The sequence below is a fragment of the Niastella koreensis GR20-10 genome, from assembly GCF_000246855.1.
In the GTDB taxonomy this organism is placed as follows: domain Bacteria; phylum Bacteroidota; class Bacteroidia; order Chitinophagales; family Chitinophagaceae; genus Niastella; species Niastella koreensis.
On the sequence record NC_016609.1, the window covers coordinates 4128049 to 4149874 of the forward strand.

The 21826-nt window shown below is 43.8% G+C and carries 21 protein-coding genes; 8 read left to right on the forward strand and 13 right to left on the reverse strand.

Features of this window, described 5'->3' with window-relative positions; translation table 11 throughout:
* Window positions 1-33: 33 nt before the first annotated feature.
* The 3 genes from NIAKO_RS15950 to NIAKO_RS15960 form a co-directional block, all read right to left on the reverse strand.
* Window positions 34-984, reverse strand: a complete 951-nt coding sequence (locus tag NIAKO_RS15950; RefSeq protein WP_014219484.1) for a FecR family protein — start codon at window positions 982-984, stop codon at window positions 34-36.
* Between the two features lie 137 nt (window positions 985-1121).
* Window positions 1122-1715, reverse strand: a complete 594-nt coding sequence (locus NIAKO_RS15955; protein ID WP_014219485.1) for an RNA polymerase sigma factor — start codon at window positions 1713-1715, stop codon at window positions 1122-1124.
* Window positions 1716-1970: 255 nt separating this feature from the next.
* On the reverse strand, window positions 1971-2546 hold the full coding sequence (locus NIAKO_RS15960; RefSeq protein ID WP_014219486.1) for a Crp/Fnr family transcriptional regulator: 576 nt from the start codon (window positions 2544-2546) through the stop codon (window positions 1971-1973).
* Between the two features lie 128 nt (window positions 2547-2674).
* Here NIAKO_RS15960 and NIAKO_RS15965 point away from each other — a divergent pair, with 128 nt between their 5' ends.
* On the forward strand, window positions 2675-4942 hold the full coding sequence (locus NIAKO_RS15965; RefSeq protein WP_014219487.1) for a Nal1-like putative serine protease: 2268 nt from the start codon (window positions 2675-2677) through the stop codon (window positions 4940-4942).
* Between the two features lie 74 nt (window positions 4943-5016).
* Here the strand turns inward: NIAKO_RS15965 and NIAKO_RS15970 are convergent, their stop codons facing one another.
* The 5 genes from NIAKO_RS15970 to NIAKO_RS15990 form a co-directional block, all read right to left on the reverse strand.
* A complete protein-coding gene (locus NIAKO_RS15970; RefSeq protein WP_014219488.1) occupies window positions 5017-5850 on the reverse strand; it encodes a glycoside hydrolase family 18 protein in 834 nt (277 codons plus the stop codon).
* Between the two features lie 65 nt (window positions 5851-5915).
* Window positions 5916-6260 carry a hypothetical protein gene (locus tag NIAKO_RS15975; RefSeq protein WP_014219489.1) on the reverse strand — a complete coding sequence of 115 codons (345 nt, stop codon included), beginning with the start codon at window positions 6258-6260 and terminating at the stop codon, window positions 5916-5918.
* A gap of 139 nt (window positions 6261-6399) precedes the next feature.
* Window positions 6400-6672, reverse strand: coding sequence for a DoxX family protein (locus tag NIAKO_RS39740; RefSeq protein ID WP_014219490.1), 273 nt, complete (start codon window positions 6670-6672; stop codon window positions 6400-6402).
* Window positions 6673-6858: 186 nt separating this feature from the next.
* Window positions 6859-9912: a T9SS type A sorting domain-containing protein gene (locus tag NIAKO_RS36840; protein WP_014219491.1), complete on the reverse strand. Its 3054-nt coding sequence runs from the start codon at window positions 9910-9912 to the stop codon at window positions 6859-6861.
* Window positions 9913-9924: 12 nt separating this feature from the next.
* Window positions 9925-10290: a DUF4907 domain-containing protein gene (locus tag NIAKO_RS15990; RefSeq protein ID WP_014219492.1), complete on the reverse strand. Its 366-nt coding sequence runs from the start codon at window positions 10288-10290 to the stop codon at window positions 9925-9927.
* Between the two features lie 626 nt (window positions 10291-10916).
* On the opposite strand from NIAKO_RS15990, the gene NIAKO_RS16000 reads away from it, so the two are divergent.
* On the forward strand, window positions 10917-11456 hold the full coding sequence (locus NIAKO_RS16000) for a GNAT family N-acetyltransferase (protein ID WP_014219493.1): 540 nt from the start codon (window positions 10917-10919) through the stop codon (window positions 11454-11456).
* Here NIAKO_RS16000 and NIAKO_RS16005 read toward each other — a convergent pair.
* The 4 genes from NIAKO_RS16005 to NIAKO_RS16020 all read right to left on the reverse strand — a co-directional run bounded on the left by NIAKO_RS16005 (window position 11446) and on the right by NIAKO_RS16020 (window position 15539).
* The gene (locus NIAKO_RS16005; protein ID WP_014219494.1) at window positions 11446-12180 is read right to left on the reverse strand and encodes a Type 1 glutamine amidotransferase-like domain-containing protein; all 735 of its coding nucleotides are present in this window, start codon (window positions 12178-12180) and stop codon (window positions 11446-11448) included. The genes NIAKO_RS16000 and NIAKO_RS16005 overlap by 11 nt on opposite strands.
* Window positions 12181-12346: 166 nt before the next feature.
* Window positions 12347-13309 carry a hypothetical protein gene (locus tag NIAKO_RS16010; protein WP_014219495.1) on the reverse strand — a complete coding sequence of 321 codons (963 nt, stop codon included), beginning with the start codon at window positions 13307-13309 and terminating at the stop codon, window positions 12347-12349.
* 32 nt (window positions 13310-13341) lie between these two features.
* Complete coding sequence (locus NIAKO_RS16015) at window positions 13342-13944, reverse strand: PepSY-associated TM helix domain-containing protein (protein ID WP_165761256.1); 603 nt, start codon at window positions 13942-13944, stop codon at window positions 13342-13344.
* Window positions 13945-13994: 50 nt separating this feature from the next.
* A complete protein-coding gene (locus NIAKO_RS16020; protein ID WP_014219497.1) occupies window positions 13995-15539 on the reverse strand; it encodes a DUF2271 domain-containing protein in 1545 nt (514 codons plus the stop codon).
* A 280-nt stretch (window positions 15540-15819) separates the two neighbouring features.
* Here NIAKO_RS16020 and hpf point away from each other — a divergent pair, with 280 nt between their 5' ends.
* From hpf to NIAKO_RS16050, 6 genes are all read left to right on the forward strand, one after another.
* Window positions 15820-16122 carry a ribosome hibernation-promoting factor, HPF/YfiA family gene (gene hpf, locus NIAKO_RS16025; protein ID WP_014219499.1) on the forward strand — a complete coding sequence of 101 codons (303 nt, stop codon included), beginning with the start codon at window positions 15820-15822 and terminating at the stop codon, window positions 16120-16122.
* A 116-nt stretch (window positions 16123-16238) separates the two neighbouring features.
* Entirely contained in the window at window positions 16239-17357 is a 1119-nt protein-coding gene (locus tag NIAKO_RS16030; protein WP_014219500.1) for an AI-2E family transporter, read from the forward strand.
* Window positions 17358-17408: 51 nt separating this feature from the next.
* A complete protein-coding gene (locus NIAKO_RS16035) occupies window positions 17409-18488 on the forward strand; it encodes a lysylphosphatidylglycerol synthase transmembrane domain-containing protein (protein ID WP_014219501.1) in 1080 nt (359 codons plus the stop codon).
* Window positions 18489-18548: 60 nt separating this feature from the next.
* Window positions 18549-19223: a hypothetical protein gene (locus tag NIAKO_RS16040; RefSeq protein ID WP_014219502.1), complete on the forward strand. Its 675-nt coding sequence runs from the start codon at window positions 18549-18551 to the stop codon at window positions 19221-19223.
* 19 nt (window positions 19224-19242) lie between these two features.
* The gene (locus NIAKO_RS16045) at window positions 19243-20103 is read left to right on the forward strand and encodes a helix-turn-helix domain-containing protein (protein WP_014219503.1); all 861 of its coding nucleotides are present in this window, start codon (window positions 19243-19245) and stop codon (window positions 20101-20103) included.
* A 375-nt stretch (window positions 20104-20478) separates the two neighbouring features.
* Window positions 20479-21075 (forward strand): short chain dehydrogenase, encoded by a 597-nt coding sequence (locus NIAKO_RS16050; protein ID WP_014219505.1) that lies wholly within the window; start codon window positions 20479-20481, stop codon window positions 21073-21075.
* A 66-nt stretch (window positions 21076-21141) separates the two neighbouring features.
* On the opposite strand, the gene NIAKO_RS16055 is transcribed toward NIAKO_RS16050, so the two are convergent.
* Complete coding sequence (locus NIAKO_RS16055; RefSeq protein ID WP_014219506.1) at window positions 21142-21810, reverse strand: BON domain-containing protein; 669 nt, start codon at window positions 21808-21810, stop codon at window positions 21142-21144.
* Between the last annotated feature and the right edge of the window lie 16 nt (window positions 21811-21826).

Below are 21826 nucleotides of genomic sequence, written 5' to 3' on the forward strand. Positions count from 1 at the left end.
TTAAATTTGGTTAATTGAAAATCAAAGCAATCTTTATTTGAGTATATAAGTATGGGCATCTATTTTTTCAATTGTCAATTGGTGAATGGCCGCCAGTACTTCCATTGCTTCACCTGCCGTCATGGAAGCCGATAGTTCGGTGGTATATTTTGTTTGTTCAATACGGCTGTCATGTGTAAGCACATCGATACCAAAATTCTTTTTCATCATTACAGCCATCTCCCCAAACGACAGATCGTTCAGCTCCACCCTGCCCTGTTGCCAGGCCAGCAACGAGGCGTTGGCTGTACCGGTAGTATAGGCATGCGTTTCGGTGTTGTAGTTCAACTGCCGGGTTTTTGTAAGTACATCCAGCGTAGTGGTATCCCTTTTTACACTGACCTTTCCAGTTACAACTCCCACACTGATCTTTTTCAGCCCGGTATATGCCGATACATCGAAGGAGGTACCCAATACAGAAATGATTAAATCGTTGCTGTGGATCCTGAACGGTTTGGTTGTATCTCTATGTACTTCAAAGAATACTTCCCCATCTATCAGGTCAACTCTGCGTTCGGTTGAAAAATCTTCATACACGTGCAAGGTGGTGCCGGCATTCAGGGTAAGGCGGGTGCCATCCCGGATGGTAACCACGGTTTTTTGCCCGTTTTTTGTAGTCACTGTAGTATAGGCAAGCTCCCCATGCTTTGCCGGTTTTATCAACAGAAACAGGCCGATCATAATGCCCGCCACTACAGCAGCCCAGGAGGCCGCCTTCAACCATATTGGTATTACCCGCGCTTTTTGTTGCGGCACAATAGCAGGCGCAATCTTTTCCCAGATCTCCTGTTTAGCCGCTTCCCGGTCCTGTTCGGTAAGACTTACAGGCGCCTGGTTCTCGAAGGATTGATACCAGCGATCGATCGCGTTCGTTTCTTCATCACTGGCAACACCAATCAGGTATTTCCTGAGGATCTGTTTTATATTTTCTCCGTTAAAAGCCATCGGTTTTATTATGTATCTGAAAAAAAGAGTTCTGGTACTAGCCGGAATGAAAAAAAATTTTCACTCCCGGGTATAAATAATACCGAGACGCTTCCGCTAATGACATTTAGCAGCGTTCAACCGGGGATAGGTGGTGGTTAATGAGAAGAATAGTACAACAGGATGAGCAGGAACACCCAGTCGCCATAGTCCTTTTGCTTAATGGACTCCCTGATGCGCCTGAGCGCTTCGGTCAATTGGTTCTTTATGGTTTGTTCGGAGAGATTGAGTTGCCGGGCAATATCGGCAATGGAGAAATCGTCTTCCCTGCTCATTCTGAAGATCTGTTGCATGCGCGCCGGCAGCCGGTTGATCTCCTGTTCGAGCAATTCACTTAATTCCTTTGCTTCAAGATTATTGGCAACTTCCTGGCTGTTCAATGCAGTGAACAGATCGGTGTTTGGGATTTCATTGGACAAATAAGCATAATGACTGATCACGCGGTATTTTATAGCAGTATGCAGGTAACGGCCTATTTGTCCGTCCTCATGCACAACGATGTCGTTGCGGCGACGCCATAAAGTAGTCATTACTTCCTGTACCATGTCTTTCGCTTCGTCTTTATCAACTCTTTTACAGGCTTTTAGGTACAGGCTTTCCCAATACCTGTCGTACAGGACCTTAAATGCAGTTGCATCATCCCCCCTGATTGACTGGAGTAATGCGGCATCACTTAACTGTTGAAAATCCATGTGGTACTATGCAAAATGAGGCTGGGAAGTTCTGGTTATCCTGCAAAAATAAGGTTATAGCAATAAAGATTTAGTAACGGCAAGGGATGTATATAAATTTATTTAAAGGATGCGCTAAATAGTATAGCAACACCGCTATTGGGGTATAGAAGAAAATAAACAAAGCCGCTTTATCAGCGGCTTCCCGGAAAATGCATGTCGGGGTTTCTCAGTATCCTCTGCAACAGGGAAAAACGGTGGTCGCCCCCAGGTTAATTAATTCCTTCCAGACATTCTTTTTCTTATGCGACTTAACGATTGAGGTTTTATTCCTATATAGGAGGCGATATAATATTGTGGGATGCGCTGTCCGGTATCCGGAAATTTAGAAAGGAAGAATTGATAGCGAAGTTCAGGCGTATCGTTGTACAGTGGTCTTACCTGGTTAATTAAGTTTACATATACATCTTCAAGGGCCAGCCGTCCAAACCTTTCACCATACTTCACCCGCTCATAAAACAGGTGCATATTGCTATGGCTGATGAAATAAACAGTACATGCTTCCAATGCCTGAATATTAATTGTGGATGGCGTTTGAGGCAGGAAACTGGCATAATCACAAACGAATTCACCTTCCTTATTAAAATAGCTCGTCTTTTCCTCGCCATCAATAATGGCATAATAACGAACCAGGCCCTGCTCAATAAAAAAGATGTTTTTGCAAATAGCACCAGCCTGAAGCAGGTGTTGGCCCTTTTGCAGTTTTTGTACGCGAAACAGAGACCAGATGATAGTTTCATCATCTGAAGAAAGCGGAATGTAATGTCGAATGGCTTTGAGTAGCATATCCATATCCAAATGTACATGATGTACACTAAAAACACTTTTTTGGGGATGTTATGTTAATGGGTGTTTTTCACGGTGTGCAGCGAAGGCAATCCGGGTAACTTCGAAGAGCCCGGTAAAAAAAGGGTTAACTCATGGAAAATGCTTTTCAATTCCTGTCGCTTCGCGATCTGCTGGATGCCAGAGACGCCTTTCACATCCACCTCATGAAGAAAGAGAATGTTGTTGCCACCGCCCTCGGAAAATACCGGCAACGGATCCATCCTGGCACGGAGGCTAAAACTTTATTGAATACCGAAATCAGAAAAGACAGCTGGCCCTGCATTCTGGTGTTTGTGAAGCAATGGGTAACATACGACGAATTCCGGAATCATCCGGCTACAGATACTTTTGATAATTATATCCCCTCTGCTGTATACCTGCCGGATGGCCGTAAGGTACCCATCTGCGTGATAGAGGTGGCCAATGAGGCATCCGACGTAATGATGGTTACAGAAGAAGAACTCATCTTTCCATCCGACTATATCGGCGGAGGATTTCCCCTGCTTATTGAGTCACAGGGTATTGAACGGGTAGCTTCGATTGGCTGTGTTGTCTCCGACGGGAATAAATATTATGCATTGACGAACCGGCATGTGGCAGGAGTTCCGGGAACGATTGTTTACACGAAGGTGAAAGGCACGGTGGTGCCTATCGGGGTTAGTAGTGGTAAATACCTTGGCAATATGCCGTTTGACAAGGTATATCCCGGCTGGACCGCTGCGAATATGATTACCAATGCAGATGTAGGGTTAATAGAGATCAATGATATCACGTACTGGAAAACCGACATCATTGGGTTGGACAGGCTGGGAAGCCTTTACGATTTGAATATCAACAACCTTACCCTGAACCTGATTGGAACGCCGGTAAAAGCATCTGGTGCGGTGTCGGGAAAATTAGCAGGTGAAATTGCAGGTTTCTTCTATCGTTACAGGTCTGTGGGAGGAATGGATTATGTAGCCGACCTCATGATTGGGCCCAGAGATGCGGCGCATCCGCTTAACACCCGGCATGGCGATTCGGGTACGCTTTGGGTGACGGAAGAAAATGATACAAACGGAGAAGCATTCGTAAGACCTATAGCAACCCAATGGGGAGCTCATTGCTTTGTAGAGAACGGACAGGAGCGAAAGTACACATTTGCCCTGGCTACGGGCCTGTCGATCGCGCTCAGAGAACTCGATATTGATATTGTATCCGGTTGGAACAGCGGTTCAGATTATACCTGGGGGGAAGTGGGACACTACACCATCGCCAATATTGCCGCATTGCTGGTAACAGATACGAAGCTAAAAAAGCTTATGTCCAACAACCTTGACCTCATCACTTTTGACCAGGAGATCTTAAAAAAGGACTCAACGATAAAAAAAGCACGGAAGGGCCTGAAATATACACCACTCGCCGATGTTCCCGACCTGGTATGGAAGATAAGAGGAGGAAAATTTCAGCGATCGCTGGAAAACCCCAATCACTTTGCCGACATGGACAAAACAGACTCCAACGGACAACGGCTGTTGGACCTATGCACAGGTAAAGGTGAAGCCATGAAATTCCTCACGCCCAATGAATGGCTAAGCTACTATACAGATCCTGCAGTGCGTGATTCAAGTAAAGGAATACTCCCCTTCCGGGTTTGGCAGATCTTCCTTCAAATGGTAGAGTATGCTGCCAACGGTGATGCTACCGGATTTGTTAGCGCAGCAGGCGTTCTTGCCCATTATGTAGGTGACGCCTGTCAACCGCTACATATATCCTATATGTTTAACGGCATCCCCACTTCCAATGGTTCCAAAAAGGGAGACGGTGTTCATGAGGCGTTTGAAGCAAAATTGGTCAATAAGTACAACAGTGAAATTATCTCTTTGGTCAATACCCTTATTAAGCAGCCGGAATTTCAAACGCTGCTGACGTTGAAGACGGGAAAACAAGCTGCGGCAGCCACAGTTGAGCTTATGAAAGAAACGTTTGCGGCGATTCAACCTAAAACAATTGTAGATGCATTTGTGGCCAATGGCAGTAATTTCGTGGATACGTTCTGGAAAGCGAAGGGTAAAACTGCGTTGCCAAAACTATTTGCTTCCTGCGCCTATATACTGGCTTCCATCTGGAACAGCGCCTGGGTGCTTGGGAAAGGCGGTACCAACGTTGGGAGCCTGGAGACCATTGAGCCGTCGGAAATATCCAAACTGTATGAAAGCGAGGACTTTCTGACGTCTACGAACATTAAGGGCATCGGTCAGTTCCTCAATATTAAGGGAGCACAGCCGGTATCTATACCTACGGTGAGAAAATCAAGTGCGAAAAAGTCTGCAACCAGGAAAGGCCCAGGCAAAAAGCGAACTGCCAGTAAAACGAAGTAGTTCAATTATATACCTATTCCAATTAAAACTAAAGAAGGCTTTAAGTTGTTAAACTTAAAGCCTTCTTATACCTGCTATTCCAGAACAGCAGCTACCGGAATATTATAAACCGTATCATAGATCATCTTGGCGCCGGTAAAAGTTGGCTGATCGTCTTCTTCACCATTTGTATGATCATTGTCCAGTCGCCAGCTGAACATTCCCCCCAGTCCTGCATTCATGGCATATTGGGTCCATGCCTGCACATCAGGAAGCGAGGTTGTATACTGCCCAATTTCAGTAGATACCCCCCCTTGCAAAAGCCGGGGATTAATGCCTGCATTCAGCCAGATCTGCGCATCGGCAGGTGTGCCTTGAGCAGAATAATCCTGCAGTTCAATTTTATCTACATATTCATTAAATACGGCTACCGCATTGTTTCCATACAGACCGCTGGGGCCCTGGTCGGGCCATGGCACCGAAACGGCAATTCCCAAACCGGCGGGTTTAAACACAGGGCTTAACTGTTGTACAAAATCACAAACAGCACTCATCCCAGAACTCTCTGCATCTATGGATATCCCACGGTATTTATTAGCAACCAACCAGGACGCAATGTACTTGCTAGAACGGTTATTATATTGATTATTGTCCTGAACGGCTTCAGGAATAAGGGGATCTGTAAGGCTGGAAAAAATTATTGCACCAGGGGCCTGCATGGCTATTTGTCCTTTAACAGCATCTGTATAAGGGCCGGGCATCTCTACCGTGTACCCACCAGATGTATTAGCCGTCAGGTTCCCAAAAGCCAGGTTATACCGGGTGGCATACTTCAAAGGCACTATTCCGTTTATTAAATTATTCAATCCAAGTTCATTCCAGGTATCATACCAGGTGGTAATCTCAAATGGCGCGTTATTATCATTCATATTTTTTTAAGATTTATACTTTTTAAAATTCAATTACTCGTTATCATTCATATTTGCGCAATTGCTCAGGTTAACTGATACGCTATCTTAATGGTATCCTGTGCAGGATTGGCCAGTTGATACAAAAGCACATCACCCTGGTTTACAGGAATATTATTTTCACCCAGGGCGATGGGTGTAACGGCCCCTCCCTGGTGCCATACCTCAATCAATTCTGCCTGGGCAGATCCATATTCATAAAATACCCAAAGGTTGCCGGCCGTTGGAACAACCACAGCCACAGACCCAACGGTAAACTCATTGGTTACCATAATCCAATAAGAGGCAGGAAATGCATTGCTGCCCGCTGCTTTTAATTGGATTGTATCTTTCAGTTCTTTTAATTTTCCGGCGATCTCAATTGTACTCATATCATTTAATTTTAAAGTTGAATTACAAAATCTACACTTTGAAATTACAATAACGAATAAGCGAATTGCAACCTGAAAACAGGGTTTTTAAAAGTGGTTTCGAGGTAGGTAATTCCTTCTGGAGGATTTATGTTTGGAGTTATCTTATTGGTGCCTTTAGATACCGGCCCCAGGCTGCTATTACAGCCAGGAGTGCAAATATGATGTTTACAGATATCACAGCTCCTTCGCCCCTGGCGATGTGAAAAATGCCGGCACATACCATCAATATTACAGCTCCAATAGCCGCAACTATTGTAAGCCTGGGGCGTATTCGAAATGCTGTTGGAAGTATCAGGATCGGGCAAGTTTTGGAGAAAGAACAAGCTATGGCTATACCCCGCTCAATTTTTTTTCTGGCGCTTGTGCTCATACTGGCAACTACGACAAACGATGGGGATGCTGGTGTGTATTCACCAGGGAATTTAACAAAATGTTATTGCTGTATGGCGACCGCGCTAACCCGGGCTCGCTGTGGGGAGCGGCGCTCGCTGCAAAAAAAGCCGATACGGGACTATAAAAGCCCCGTATCGGCTTTTGGCAGATCTGCTGCAATTACCTAGCCTGGCTGTTTCACCAGGTGCAATGTCACCATATTTCTACCCTGAACAACCTGTATAAAATAGGTACCTGGCATATAGTTGCCGCCAATTTGTAATGATCCGTTGGCCCCTGCTGTATGCGTTTCTATTACCCGGCCCGTGCTATTTATGATGCGCAAAGTAACAGGTTGTTTGTCGTTGCTACGGATAGTTATAGTGAAGTACTGGCTGGAAGGATTTGGCAACGCATGCACGTGTAAACCATTTGCGCTTTTGTCTGTCTCGCAGGATTCATTTTCATCCTTCCCATTATGGTTGCCCACCTCTGGCCAATAGAAATGCTTTCCTTCACCCGGCACAACCACCTTAACCACTTTAGTACCTGTGTTGCCGGAGTTGTCTTTTGTCTTGATCGATATAAAATATATTCTTTCCTTACCGCGTTCATTAAGCTCGCTCCTCAATAACAAATGGTGATCATCGAGGACAGTCCAGTCCGGACGATTCCCGGTTAGCTGCCCGTTACTTGTTACGGATAAAGAGTTATCGGCCACCCCGCAATTATCTGTTACTTTATAAAAGACCCTTACTTTTTTCATCATATGATCGGGAGGCCATAAAAAAGGCGGAATGGCAAAAGCGTCGCTGATCACCGGGCTTAAAGTATCCACCACCGTTACCACGGCCGAATCCGCTGCGCTGTTCCCATTTCTGTCGGTCACAGTTAAAGTAACTTTATTAGGCCCGGTATTTTCGCAGGTAAAGCTGCTGTGATCGAGCGCAAATTGTACCGGCCCGCAATTGACAAAGGAGCCGTTGTTCACCTCCCTCGGCATTACTTCAGCTATACCACTTTCATTCAGATACGCCGTTGTATTTTTCGCTTTTGCTACAGGCAATGGATTAATTTCCAGATTGACAATATTGTTACTGGTAACGGCCGGGTTGCTGGAAACCATTTTTATATCATACTGGTTACCGAACCTTAGGCTATCCGGCAGGGTAACGTTTATTACTCTACCCGTGGTGGCGGTATCTGATCCAATGACTTTATTTATAAAGGAATTGTCTATATTATGATAACCCAACAGAACTGTAAAAACATTTCCCGGTTCAAATATTCCTGTTGTGGTATAGGTCACCGCTAATTTTGACCCTGAACAAACGGTTGTGGAAGCGGCGCTTATGGTAATAGCGTTATCTGCTGCCGGCGTGTATTCCCAAAAATCGTTCAGGAATTCATTGTTTATATCCCCAAACCCAAAATAGCCATTGTCTCCAATACTGAAAGCAGTGCCGTTCTGCCTGGCACGCCCCGGGAAAGCTGCCCTTGGCGCCCATGTGTCAGAAACAGCATTATAAAGCCACAGTACATTGCTGTCGGTAAGCACGTATCCTTTATCCTTAATGTTGAAAGCATAATTAATTCCTCCGATATGTGGGGTTTGCTTTTGGGTCCAGGTATTGGTACCGGCGTTATATTCCCAAAATCCATTTCCAAAAACATATACTTTATCGCCGGCGCCGAAACCGCGTGTCGCTCCTGCAGCGGCTGGTAAACCTGCTTGTTGCGTCCAGCTATCCTGCCCCGGATTATATTGCCAGAGATCGGAAAAGAAAGCAGGAAAATCTCCGAATCCTACATATCGATAATTAGCGTTGAAACTAATCGCACTGCCTCTTCCCATGGTAAAAGAAGACATTCTGGCCCAGCTATTGCTCATTGGATCATATTGCCAGAAATCATTGACAAGATCACTTCTCCCTGTCACATATCCCTGCCCAAGACAACCTTTACCCAAAAAATTGTATGTATTAAATCCTGTCGTTTTCCTTCTTATGCCCCCGGGGAAATCTGCCTTCCGGGTCCAGTTACCGGTGGCCGGATCATATTCCCAGAAATCTTTTTTTGCAGCCCCGTCATACCCGGTGCCAACATACCCTTTATCATTAACACTAAATCCTGTTGCATTGGCGCGAGGCCCCCCGCCCAGGTCGGCCTTTTGCGTCCAGGCATCCATTGTTGTGTCATATTCCCAGAAATCGTTCTTAGGGCCGGATAAAGAAGAGGGCGTACCTCTATATCCTGTACCAATATATCCCTTGTTGCCTATACTAAATCCTACAGCCTGTTCCCTTAAATTGCCAGTTCCACCAACACTGGCCTTTTTAGTCCATGCATTCGTCACCGGATCATATGCCCATACATCATTAGTACTAAAAGAAAACATATTAGACTGACCAGTGCCTACAAAGCCTGTATTTCCGATACTAAAGCCAACAGCAGCCGCTCTTGCGCCACCACCAAAATCTGCTTTTTGGGCCCATGTATCAGTTACCGGTTCGTATTCCCAGAAATCATTGAAACTGGCTCCAATTTCATCTATGAATGCGTTGCCGAGCCCTATATATCCTTTATTGCCTATACAGAGGCCAGTGGCAAAGCTGCGAGCCCGCCCGGAAAAAGATGCTTTTTGTGCCCAGCTATTCGTTGCCGGATCGTATTCCCAGAAATCATTGGTACTAAAACCAGTAGATATGCCACCGGAAGGATTGGCTATACCTGTGCCGATATAACCCTTAGATCCGATACTGAAACCTGCGGCGCCCGACCTGGCGCCTCCGGGGAAATCCGCTTTGCGTGTCCAGATATTGGTGCCCGGGTCGTATTCCCAAAAATCACTGTAGCGAGCTTCAAAACCAATGATTGGTTTGAGACTATCACCCAAACCAATATAGCCTTTATTGTCTATGCTGAAGCCGGTTGCCGAGAAGCGGGCCCCTCCGGCAAAATTTGCTTTTTGCGTCCATACGTTGGTGACAGGATCGTATTCCCAGAAATCGCTCTGGGCTTTCCCTCCCCTGCCCGTTCCCACATATCCCTTTCCTTTGATACTGAAACTAACCGCATTCATGCGGGTGGTGGCCGGAACACCTAATGATTGCTTTTGCTGCCAGGTATTCTCCTGGGAAAAGGTTTTTTGAGATAGACATAACAAAAAAACGGTTACTGCCAGCGAGGCTATCATTTCACCAGGCTGGTACGAAATGCGTTTATTCATATGGCGCATAACATAAGGTTTTTAGTATTTGATCTTTAAACTATCCAGTTCTTCGCGTTTAATGGTAGGCGGCATTATGCCCAGGTTTATTTTTTTAACGACCAGTATAGCAACCTTCCGGGCATCCGATTTTCGCGAAAATCCTTTCACCCCCGATAAACCGGGCACAAAGGGCTGATGAACGAACAATTTTCCATTTACATAGATATCATACCCATAGCCGTTACCGGGATCTTTGGTTATCTTATATTGGCAAGGTATTCCCGGAGGGGTATGTATGAACGCGGTTTGTATTTCCGGGAGATGTAACAACCCGCTTTGTTCGGCCAAAGCCGGATTAAGCATAGTGACGCAGGTAAAATAAAAGCAGTGTAAAAAAACTTTCATTTTATTCTATTTAAGATCAACAATGATTTTGCTTACTTTATATCGGGAGCGGGATTAAAAGGAGTTATGCCATAAGATCTGACACCGGCGTTTACCGATAACTAAATATAAAAAATCCTGCAGCGGGAACCTGCCTACCAGGATCATGACACCCACTGATTTTCATCAGGCCCAGCTGAAAAAATAACCAGCCGCGATCTTTTTGAATGGACTGCTTTTGGTAATTTAGGCAGATATTCAAAAACACCAACATGGAATTAGTTAAACCAAACACTTTCCCGCAATGGTAACTGCCATTGTTCATTTGCTTGTTTATTAACGGGCAGATAAAGGGACAGACTGAATCGCATGAGCCTGATTTTTTAGGCCCATTTTGCCTGAAAAACATCGATACCTGGTCTATCCACTCTAATACTATATTTCCTGAAGATCTGTTATTCTGAAAGTTTCTTTATCGCCACGGCGAATATCGCCAAAACGTACATAATCCGTTGCAGGCGTGAACGAGCGTGTATAATTTCATATTTATAGTGTATTTTTTGATCAAAATCGGTTAACGGCGTATATTTAAGTTTTAGCGGTCATGCGATGATGACCGTAGATTCTAACCAACCAAATGCGACAACATGTTAAATAAAACCTTCACGCCTTTTCCAATTTTGACAACGGAAAGACTTACACTCAGACAACCGGTAATTAATGACGAACAGGAAATTTTCACTCTACGTTCTGACAGCGAGATAAATAAATATCTTGACAGACAGATAAGCAATACTATAGAAGATGCAAGAAATTTCATAAATAAGGTTAATGAGAACACTAATAAAAATAACTCTATTTACTGGGCAATAACTTTAGGCAACACGAACAAATTAGTTGGAACAGTTTGTTTATTTGGTTTTTCTGCAGAAAATGATAAATGTGAAATAGGTTATGAACTTCTGACAAACTTTCAAGGAAAAGGAATAATGAAGGAAGCTGTAGAAAAAGTTATTGACTATGCCTTCAATACAATTAAGCTTGAAAAAATAGAAGCGCTCTCTCACCGAGATAATATGCATTCCATAAAGTTGTTGGAGAAATGCTCGTTTAAGACTTCTGATGAACCTGCCGAGCCAGATACTGATTTAATAGGCTACTATTTGACAAATTCAATCAGAAATTAAACAGTTTCCAGCGGCCCTCTGAGATGACTTCAATAGTGTTGTCGACCACTTTGATCGCGGTTTGATCGTCAATGGCGTACACTGGTATTGGTAACTTTGCCGCCCATTTTTCCGCATTAGCCCTGGAGGTGTCCGGGAAATTCTCATTCTCAAAGTGTGGAATCAATGCAAAGTCAACCAGTCCCGCTCCCTGAGCCGTAAAGAAGAACTTGCTTATTTCTCCCTGGGGTGTGGAGAATACGATATTCTCCGATGTTAGCGCATTCATACTTCCGCCGGGGTATGTACTATAAGTCTCACCGATAGTGGTGCTTACAACCATGCTTCCAGCGCTCATTCCCATATAGACTATTTTGTGTAATAGTGATGGTAATAGATCCGCCAGTCCGGATTGCTGCATCCAGTACGATAGATACAAGACATTACCACCCCAAACCAGCAGTGCATCAGCAGCCTGGATGTCCTGGATCCAAATTTCTTTTTTAATAGAGGGAAGCGCCGTAAGCTCCAGCACTCCTAAAGATTTCCACCCCAACTGGCAGAACCGGGATTTAGTTTTTCCACAGATGGCCTGCCATGCCATATTAGCACCATTAGGATGAGGATAGATCGCTGTTGGAATGAACAGCGCATTACATTCGGCGATAGGTTTTCCCAAAAGGTCAAGCAACGCATTGTTTATGCTATTGTTGCTGACGCCGTTGGAAGTGAGAAGAAGCTTCATGATGTTTAAATTAGTTCTAAATGATCATTTCTGTGGTCTTAAGTTGTGGGCTGAGAGTTTAACAGATTGCGCATGCCAACTATACGAGGTAAGTTTGCAACTTTGGGTCCAACTGTGCAATAGGGGAAAAATATCCCTATACGATTCGGTGCACCATACCTACTATTTAATTTATCCTGCTGAAAACACTGGTGCCAAGCACCGTGATCTCATTTACTACTGCATCTTTATTTTTATGAATAACAACAGGGTAAAATTCCCCTTCACTGATAAAATAACAATCAGTCTTTGGCTGCAAAACTCTTTCTGTTTTATCCCACAATTGTTTTATGACCAAATGATCTTTTACGACAGTTAACTGTACAATATTGTCCGGGTCGTCGTTACTTCTGAACTTACCTTCATAAGACTTTAATTCATTTACAGAAAGAGAATGTTTTTTCGATTTAACCCAGACGTCTTTTTTAAAAGCGATCACCTGGTTGATATTGCCATCTTTATCTTTTGAGAAGTTGAGGGTGAACAATGGAAAATCCTTTACAAAAAAATCCATAGCAGATTCCGGCACAAAGAAGCGTTGCTCTCCGTCCCAACTCTGCTTCAGTACCAGTTGTCCTCCCTGTAAAGAGAATTCAATAAACCTTGTTGCATCGCCCTGAAACTGATACAATCCTTCAAACTGTTTCAGTTGATCCGGCGAAAGTTCGATCTCCTTCTTTGTTAAAGGAGTATAATTATTATTTCGTTTCCAAACGCCATTATCGGCGACCTTAACTTCATTGACAGCACCACTTGAATCTTTGATAAAAGTGATATGAACGGATTCCTGGTTACCTTCCTGGTTGCTTGAAAACTCCAATGGCGATTCGGGCAATAAATGTAGTTCGTTACCATTCCAAAGCAGTTTGGCAATGAGCATATTATCCCTTGCGGTAAACCGCACATTCATATCATTGTTCTGCGGTGACTGAAATATCCCAGTTACGGCTTTCCATTCCTGTTCGCTCAGGCTCGCGCGTGCTTTTTGATTTTCCTGGGCTTTCACCCTGTCGGCAAAGAAAAAACAGGAACCAAGTAGAAATAAGGTTATCAGCAACCTGTTTTTGAATAAATTATTTATACAAGCCATAAAGCGGGATTTTATTTTTTAAAATCACAGTTCTATTTGATCCAGATCATGTACACGAAGTAGCCAAGCAGCAACCCGAACACTGCTACCATTAAGCCACTCGCACGTCGCTTCTTCAGGAATAACAGCAGCAACATTCCGGTAAAAGAAACAAGTGTAAGCAGGATGGCGCAAATATCTATAAATGTCGACCAGGCTGCGCCTGTGTCCCGCCCTTTGTGCAGGTCATTGATGACGCCCACAAAACCGGCACTGGTTTTTGTAAGATCGTAATTACCTGTTTCCCGGTCAATAAAAGCATCGGCCGCATAACCGGGTCCCTTAAATGAAACCCCAATCTGCGTTTCATCGATCCTGAAATCGCTCACTGGCGCGCTGATGCTATTATTCTTTCTGAGGTATTCAACTATTTCCAGCCTGGCTATTTTCAGGGTATCCGGATTGTTGACCCATAGCTTGTTCATCTTTCCTTTCTCTTCAATGGTACGGACCTTATTCACGAACTTATCCGCATGGTTTAATGTTAAGCCGGTTATAGCAAAGAAAAAAACAACAGCAAAGCTTATCATCGACAGGTAGATGTGAAGCCAGCGCATTAACATAGCCGTTTTACGGTACCAGGTGAGCCAATTCATTCTTTGTGGGGCCGTTTTTTCCTGCAACATCAGTTTATTGATTGCGCATTTTAATTTTTATGATAATCCAGGGAGACTGAAGAAATTTCAATATTTCCTGGCAGATTGATCTGCTTTGGTGTGTTATCGCAGTCAATCTCCTGACGCATCAGTTGGTGCGTGCCATGTTCACGGGCGGCTTCAATTTTCACAATGTATTTTCCGGGTTTTACATAATTTCCTTTGTCATCTTTGCCATCCCATTTAAGCGTATATTTCCCGGCAGAACGTGTGGCGCTTGATGTCGAACTCTTAAAATTCATGTCTGAATTATAGATGGTTCTATATTTAAGATACCACGATTTGAGCTCCGGCATATAACGGTCGCTGCCGTGCCATATAGATACTGTTCTTACAGGTGAATGCATGGTGTCTTCTATCCATACTGCCAGGTACGGTCTTTTGGCGAAACCTTCTTTTTGCGTATTGATCTCAAGATTGATGATCATCTCAAAACTATTCCCTCCCGCCTCCCGGTTTCCGGTTTTAGTGTTCAAATTCCCAACTATGCCATTTTCTTTATATGCTGCCTTCAGGCTGCCCCAACCTTTGCTTGTTTGCTGTTTACCATCCCTGGTTACGATGAGGTACTCCACTCCCGGCATCGTAGAGGCCAGCTGAACGCTCTCAGGTAACGACATTACATTAAAAGCAGTGGCCAGCGCGCCGGCATCTGCAGCATCAGGCGCCACCACAGTGGCACTGATAATATCATCGGCGGGAAGACCGGTGCGGGGGTCCACAATGTGTGAATACCAATGACCACCGATCAATTCTCCCCTGCGGTAGTTGCCGCTCGTAGCCACCGCCTTATCAGAGATCCGTAACGAAGCTATAGGGGCTTCATTTTCTGCATCTGCTTTGGGGTCCTTTACAAGAACGTTTTCAGTTACGTCGCCAGACACTACTATATCTCCCCCGATATTCAGCACTACTGCCTTTACATCGCCAGGTTTCATTGCCTCATTTACTGCGTGTTTGATAATATAGCTCTTCACAAATGAATTTAGCATTAGTGGGGCATTATCAAGGTGCGTAGCAGTTCGTGTTTTTGGATTCAATACCCAATGGGTTTGTTTTATCTCGGCCACGGCGTTATTCAATTCCTGTTGCGTGGGCACACGATTTGTTGAAGCTGCTTTCTTCCACAGCCGTGTCACAATTTCGGCAGATGCATCCAATGCCCCACCCGTGCGGTTACGCCAAACATCGAATAACTGCATTACTTCAAATAGCTCATTGGAAACAGGTACCGGCTGCCCGCATGTTTTTTGCCATTTGCTAAACTCACTTTCCTTATCGTAGGCACTCAGGATTTCAGATAACTTTTTGATCTCGGCAAGTGCAGTTTTTTCAGCTTCAGTAGCACGCACTTGTGTGTAGGTCGAAACTTTGAGCTCCATGGAGGTACCAAGCACATTTTCATACTGCGACAAATAGGTATGCAGGGCTTTTCCCTTTTTAGGGGGCGCAGCTGCGTAAGCGATTGTACATGTTAATAGCAATATCCCAGCTAAACAATAGCTGCATACGCTTCCGGAGAACATTTTTTTCATTGGATGATATTAAGTTAACATTATCCTGAAAACGATAATGTTAGTTTAAATGTAACCCATTTTTATAGTTTAAAAAAGTTGCATGAAAATATTGTCATTACATGGAAAGAATATGCGTAACAGGCTGGATTTGCATTACACCTGGAACACCGGTGCTAATCTGGATAATTTGCTTACCCTTCAGCGCGTCAAAAGAGACCAATGAGCACAGTCACCACTCCGCCTGACACCCCTCATTCAGGTACAACGTTGTTAAACCTAGATTTGGAAAAAAGATTGTATGAATTTACATATAGAATCGCCGCATAAAAATGGCGAACCAATTCCAGAAACACTTGTTCAAAAGAGATTTGAACATTTTGATAAACTGTACGACCGTATTGAATACTGCAACGTTGTACTTTACAAAGAAAAAAACGATGTCAATACATCTTTCTTTATAGAAGCAGCTATGAAAGTACCAAGAAACACCTTGTTTTCCAGCAACAGGGCCGGGTCTTTTGAGCAGGCTCTCGACAAAGTTGTCAATGATCTTGAAAGCCAGTTACGCAGACATAAAGATAAACTCAGGGAAAACCGGTGAACATAAATAACATGCCTGATGTCTGTATTCCTTTTTATTCAAATGATGCATATCAATTTACGTCCTGATCGCCCTCATTGAAACCGGACGTACTTGGGTTTAGCTTTGGATCCGATATGGAAAACAATCTCAACAACACCTGGTCTGTCTTAAAGCCTCTGCAGATGGTCCTGTTGGGGGCTATTCTGCTGTATTTTGGCAGCACCCTTTTTATACCCCTCTGCTACGGGTTCCTGATAGCGATGGTGCTTTATCCGGTTTGTAAATGGCTCGAACAGCACCGGTGGCCACGTAGCCTGGCCATTTCGGCAGGACTGCTGATCGTATTTATAATATTTGGCATAATCATCAGTTTACTGGTCATCGAGATCAACGTATTAAGGAAAGAATTGCCTGAATTATTAAATAAAGCAAAACCGTCTCTTTTACAATTGCAACACTGGATAACCTCTGCCATGGGTGTGTCTGTGGTTGCTCAAAATGAATGGTGGCAACAGTTGTTACATAATTTATCCGGCAACACAAGCACTATTTTGCAATCAATTTTCACTGCAACAGCCGGCGGACTGTTTACCTTATTCCTGGTGCCCGTGTATGCTGCCCTGTTTTTATACAACCGCGAAACATTTGTAAGGTTCCTTACCAAACTCACCGGCGCCAACCACCGGCAACAATTGCAAATTATTTTAGGCGAAACTATTAATACGTATTTTCATTTTATAAAAGGGATGATCCTGGTTTACCTGATCGTAGGCATCCTGAACAGCATTGGCCTGCTGGCGTTGGGCATTCCCCATGCCATTCTCTTTGGCATGCTTACAGCCATCATGACCATCATCCCCTATGTAGGCATTTTCATCAGTGCATTATTGCCCATTTCTATTGCCTGGATAACAAAGGACTCAATCTGGTACCCACTGGGTGTGGTAGCCGTATTTTCATTTGTACAATACCTGGAGGCTAATATCATATTTCCCAAAGTAGTGGCCACCCAGTTAAAAATAAGTACCTGGGCTACCCTGGTGGCCATTGTGGCAGGTGGCATTTTATGGGGGGTATCGGGTATGATCCTGTTCATTCCCTTTATAGGCATTCTTAAAATAGTAACGGAACACATCCCGCAATGGGCAGCGCTCGATATTTTACTGGGGCGTACAGAAAACGCAAAAAAAGCTATCAACGGCGAAAAAAATCCGGCCCTGTTAAATAAGAAAATACAGCAGGCAGTCAAATAAAAAGCTGGGACCTTGCTGTTGAAAATATTTTGAGAAGAAAGGGAAAAATACATGAATAAGGCAAAAACAGCCGGGACGGCCAACAGCGGCCAATATAAAAAAGCAAAGACCTGGTCGTTGCTGCTTTTCGCCATGTTTCTGATTATAGCTACTATTCTTGTAATTATATATTTCCCTGAAATAAAGAAAGAACTGGCTCTGCTTAAAAAAGTAAAACCATTCTGGCTGTTTACAGCCTTGCTGGGCCAGCTATTGACCTATGTATTTACGGCGATTGTATACCTGGCCTTACTTAAGGTTTATAAGCTGCCGCAATTACCGCATATTACAGCCTTGTTCAAAGCCGCTATTATTTCCCTGTTCTTTAATCAAACCCTGCCAAGTGCAGGCATCAGCGGCAATACTTATTTCTTTCAGTTCCTGGCAAGGTATCGCATCTCAAAAAACAAGATCATTTCATTGATCCTCGGAGAATTGTTGATCTTTTACGCGGCCATGGAAACGATCATAGTTACCCTGCTAATCATCTGCCTGTTTACTTACAGGGTGCAGCACGCCTTTACAAGCACATTAACGGCAGGCATGATCGTTTACCTGGTTTTCGCCTGCATGGTTGTACTGGCGGGGAAAAATAACATGCTGCATCGCCTGTATGCAAAAGCTATGAAATTAAGGTTGATCAGAAAAATAAGTAACTGCCTTGCCGGTAAGATGCCAGTGGAATTGTTGCCGGCAAAAGAAATTCAGCTGCGTGAAATTGTGAAACACCATAAACCAGACCTGGCAAAAGCTTTCTTTTTTCAATTCCTGGTGGTTGCGGCAGACGGGTTTACCTTATATGTCATATTCCTGGGATTAGGCCTGCAGGTTTCGCCGTTTATTATCCTGATTGCTTTTATCTGTACAAAGATCATTTCCATTCTGCCTTTTTTGCCGGGAGCGCTTGTATTGTATGAAAGCAGCTTGAGCTTCTTTTTGAGCAGTACAGGCATTCCGGTAGGAGCCGCCATTATCGCCACACTCGTGTACCGGCTTCTCTCGTTTTGGCTGCCTATGCCGGTTGGCGCTTTTCTTTACAGGAAATGGATCATAAGCCATCCACCGGCTGACCATGATTATACCGGCTACTGACTGCCGTCATTACCACAAACCTGTAACAAAATTAAATTGCCTGTAATAAAAACGCAAGTTATGAATTACATGAAATTGTACCCGGTTATCGGGTACCTGTTACTGACAGCCTGCACCTCAACAAGGATTACGCATTCCTGGAAATCAGACATCCCCACAAAAAACTATAACAAGATCCTGGTGCTGGCCATAAGCGGCGAAACAGATCTTGCCACCCGGCAAAAAATGGAGGACCACCTGGTAGGCGATCTTACAACGCAGGGCTATCACGCAACATCATCGCTTAAAGAATACGGGCCCAGGGCGTTCAGGCAATTGAATGAAGAAGCGGTAGTGAACAAACTGCAAAACAGCGGGTTTGATGCAGTAATCACCATCGTTCTTTTAAGTAAGGAAAAGGAAAGGTACTACGTGCCCGGACAGCCCTATTATTCACCGTATGTTGGCTATTACCGTAATTTCTACGGGTATTATACCACTATCTACAGCCGCATTTATACACCGGGTTATTATGTTACCGACACAAAATATTTCTGGGAAAGCAACTTGTTTGATGTTACCAGTAAAGAGCTGATCTATTCAGTACAAACAGAATCCTTTGACTACACTTCTTCCGACATGCTGGCGCATGAATACGGCAAAATGATCGTAAATGACATGGTTAAAAAACAGGTCCTGATCAAAAAAGAACTGGTAGCCAAAGATTCGCATCCCGGCAATCCGGCATTCAGGTAATTATCAGTAATTTTAATTAATGAAAGCTATTCCGGTAAGGCAAATAACAACTTCATGCGGCCATAAACATACCGGCAGATTTAGTATACGTAATTTGCAACAGGTGCTTGACGGCAAAGCCCTGGTTCACGACCTTCATAAACACGACTTCTACTTTGTACTTGCTGTTCTGGAGGGGAAAGGAAAACATGAAATTGACTTTATTCATTACCCCATTCAGAATCATACCATTTTTTTACTTCGCCCCGGACAGGTACACAGGCTGGAGCTGACAGGAGACAGTACCGGGTTTTTAATGGAATTTGATCTGTCGTTTTACCGGCCGAAACATACCATAACCGAACGCAGGTGGATGAAGGCCTCCGGCAAGAACTACTGTAAATTGGAAGTTGCCAGATTCAAAAAACTCCATAAACTGCTGGCTACAGTAGCCGAGGAATACGCCTTACAGCAGGAAGGGTATTCAGAAGCCATCAGGGCCAATCTCGATCTGTTCTTCATCGAATTTATCCGGCAAAGCCATACGCCAAACAGCCTCCCTAAACCTGAAAGCGGATATATACAGGAACGTTTTGATGAACTGACCCGGCTGCTGGAAGCCAATATTGTAAACATGAAAAATGTTTCCCAATATGCCGGTTTATTAAACCTTTCGGCTTACCAGTTAAATGCAATTACCAAGGCTTCCGTAGGCAAAACGGTATCTGAGCTTATAAATGAGCAAATCGTGCTCGAAGCAAAACGTCATTTACTGGTAACACCTAATCAAATAAAAGAAATTGCAGACCTTTTAGGTTTTGAAGACCCATCCTATTTTATCCGCTTTTTTAAAAAGCATACCGGGCTTTCACCAGATGCTTTCCGTAAGGCTTTTAAATAAGTCCTGTTCAACTTCATTTCTGTCCTACCAGCCCCTTTTTGCCAATACTACCTTTGTGCTCAATCAGATCATTTAACTCAAAACTTACAAAGATGAAAGCAAAAGCAAGGCTTGTTATGTCACTAAAAATCTGGATGGTCATTTATCCTTCCATTACACTTTTCTTATTCCTTTTTGGACAACAGCTATCAGTACTGCCATTATACCAAAGAACTTTCATTCTGACCATTTCATTAGTACCCTGGATGATGTTTATAGGCATGCCATTTATAGACTACACGCTAGGTAAGATCACAGGAAAAAATAACAGGTAAAGGATAACGGTAGTCGTATGTAACACTTTACAAAATATTTGATAATCTAAAAATTTCAAAAATGAAGATCATAATTGTTGGCGCCTCCGGCACCATGGGAAGCTATTTGGCAAATGCGCTGGAAAAAGAACATTCAATTATCAGAGCAGATCGGAAAAGCAAAGATGTGCAGGTAGACATCACCTCGCCTGCTTCTATTGAAAACATGTACAAAACAGTTGGCGCTTTTGATGCACTGATCTGTACGGCAGGCCCCACCTACGTAGGCCCCTGGAAAAATCTTAATGATACCACATTCCGCAATGGTGTAGAGGGTAAGATGATGGGACAGATAAACCTCGTACTCATTGGTCAGCATTATATCAACCCTAATGGATCATTTACGCTGATCACAGGCGCCCTTACCCATGATCCGCAAAAGAATTTTGCCAATGCCTCAGCTGCAAATGCGGCTGTGGACGGATTCGTAAGGGCTGCAGCTATTGAGTTGGGAAATGGTATCCGCATTAATGCTGTTAGTCCAACGGTAATTGAAAACTCGCCCCAATACTTTCCCTTCTTTCCCGGAGAGATACCGGTAACCATGCAAAAACTCGAATTCGGTTTCAGAAAGAGTGTATTCGGCGCCAACACCGGACAAATTATAAAACCTTATTAAGGTTATTGAAAAACCCAACAAACAGGTCGTCATCCGAAAGGATTGCGACCCTACCTGCCTTACAGACTACCAGGCGTATACTGGATCTTCCAGTTCCATATTATTCTCCACTACACTTATGCCCGGCGCCGACCAGGCGGCGTTTATGGCATCTTCCTGCTCCGCGAATGAACGCACTTTTCCGGAAAGCATTACTTTGCCGCCCTCTACTTCCACTATAATTTTTTCGGCATCAATAGTAGCGATCCGTTCAAATGCAGCTCTGATCTTTTGTTTGATGTCGGCTAAAGTAATAGCAGGTTTCAGGGTTATAAAATTATGGACCGCTTTTATCCCCGCCAGGTTGTCAATTGATTTGCAGGCAGCAATACGTTGATAATCCCAATCCAGTTCACCTTCCAGTGATACAATGCCGTCTTCTACCTTAACCATTATCTTATCGTCCGGCGCCAATGTATTCCATTTCAATGCATGTAAAACCGCTTCGGCCAGCTCGGAGTCCGTTTTTCTGAACAGCGGTGAATTACCAACCTGTATTTCTTCGGCAACAGCTTTTACCCCTGCTACTTTTTTTACAGCATGTTCTGCCGCCATTTTCTGGGAATAGAATTTTACCATGCCCGATAACGTAACAACACCATTTTTTACCGATACACCAAGATCTGTTGCCCGTAAGATGGGCTCCCACATCAGTTGATCCATCACATCTTTTTGGATCTCCATATCACTTTTCATAAAATCAATTTTAAAG

Bases quoted from the DNA above. Each gene is read 5' to 3' on its own strand.
- NIAKO_RS15950 (WP_014219484.1), bottom strand. From the start codon at position 984: ATGGCTTTTAACGGAGAAAATATAAAACAGATCCTCAGGAAATACCTG.
- NIAKO_RS15955 (WP_014219485.1), bottom strand. From the start codon at position 1,715: ATGGATTTTCAACAGTTAAGTGATGCCGCATTACTCCAGTCAATCAGG.
- NIAKO_RS15960 (WP_014219486.1), bottom strand. From the start codon at position 2,546: ATGGATATGCTACTCAAAGCCATTCGACATTACATTCCGCTTTCTTCA.
- NIAKO_RS15965 (WP_014219487.1), top strand. From the start codon at position 2,675: ATGGAAAATGCTTTTCAATTCCTGTCGCTTCGCGATCTGCTGGATGCC.
- NIAKO_RS15970 (WP_014219488.1), bottom strand. From the start codon at position 5,850: ATGAATGATAATAACGCGCCATTTGAGATTACCACCTGGTATGATACC.
- NIAKO_RS15975 (WP_014219489.1), bottom strand. From the start codon at position 6,260: ATGAGTACAATTGAGATCGCCGGAAAATTAAAAGAACTGAAAGATACA.
- NIAKO_RS39740 (WP_014219490.1), bottom strand. From the start codon at position 6,672: ATGAGCACAAGCGCCAGAAAAAAAATTGAGCGGGGTATAGCCATAGCT.
- NIAKO_RS36840 (WP_014219491.1), bottom strand. From the start codon at position 9,912: ATGCGCCATATGAATAAACGCATTTCGTACCAGCCTGGTGAAATGATA.
- NIAKO_RS15990 (WP_014219492.1), bottom strand. From the start codon at position 10,290: ATGAAAGTTTTTTTACACTGCTTTTATTTTACCTGCGTCACTATGCTT.
- NIAKO_RS16000 (WP_014219493.1), top strand. From the start codon at position 10,917: ATGTTAAATAAAACCTTCACGCCTTTTCCAATTTTGACAACGGAAAGA.
- NIAKO_RS16005 (WP_014219494.1), bottom strand. From the start codon at position 12,180: ATGAAGCTTCTTCTCACTTCCAACGGCGTCAGCAACAATAGCATAAAC.
- NIAKO_RS16010 (WP_014219495.1), bottom strand. From the start codon at position 13,309: ATGGCTTGTATAAATAATTTATTCAAAAACAGGTTGCTGATAACCTTA.
- NIAKO_RS16015 (WP_165761256.1), bottom strand. From the start codon at position 13,944: ATGAATTGGCTCACCTGGTACCGTAAAACGGCTATGTTAATGCGCTGG.
- NIAKO_RS16020 (WP_014219497.1), bottom strand. From the start codon at position 15,539: ATGAAAAAAATGTTCTCCGGAAGCGTATGCAGCTATTGTTTAGCTGGG.
- hpf (WP_014219499.1), top strand. From the start codon at position 15,820: ATGAATTTACATATAGAATCGCCGCATAAAAATGGCGAACCAATTCCA.
- NIAKO_RS16030 (WP_014219500.1), top strand. From the start codon at position 16,239: ATGGAAAACAATCTCAACAACACCTGGTCTGTCTTAAAGCCTCTGCAG.
- NIAKO_RS16035 (WP_014219501.1), top strand. From the start codon at position 17,409: ATGAATAAGGCAAAAACAGCCGGGACGGCCAACAGCGGCCAATATAAA.
- NIAKO_RS16040 (WP_014219502.1), top strand. From the start codon at position 18,549: ATGAATTACATGAAATTGTACCCGGTTATCGGGTACCTGTTACTGACA.
- NIAKO_RS16045 (WP_014219503.1), top strand. From the start codon at position 19,243: ATGAAAGCTATTCCGGTAAGGCAAATAACAACTTCATGCGGCCATAAA.
- NIAKO_RS16050 (WP_014219505.1), top strand. From the start codon at position 20,479: ATGAAGATCATAATTGTTGGCGCCTCCGGCACCATGGGAAGCTATTTG.
- NIAKO_RS16055 (WP_014219506.1), bottom strand. From the start codon at position 21,810: ATGAAAAGTGATATGGAGATCCAAAAAGATGTGATGGATCAACTGATG.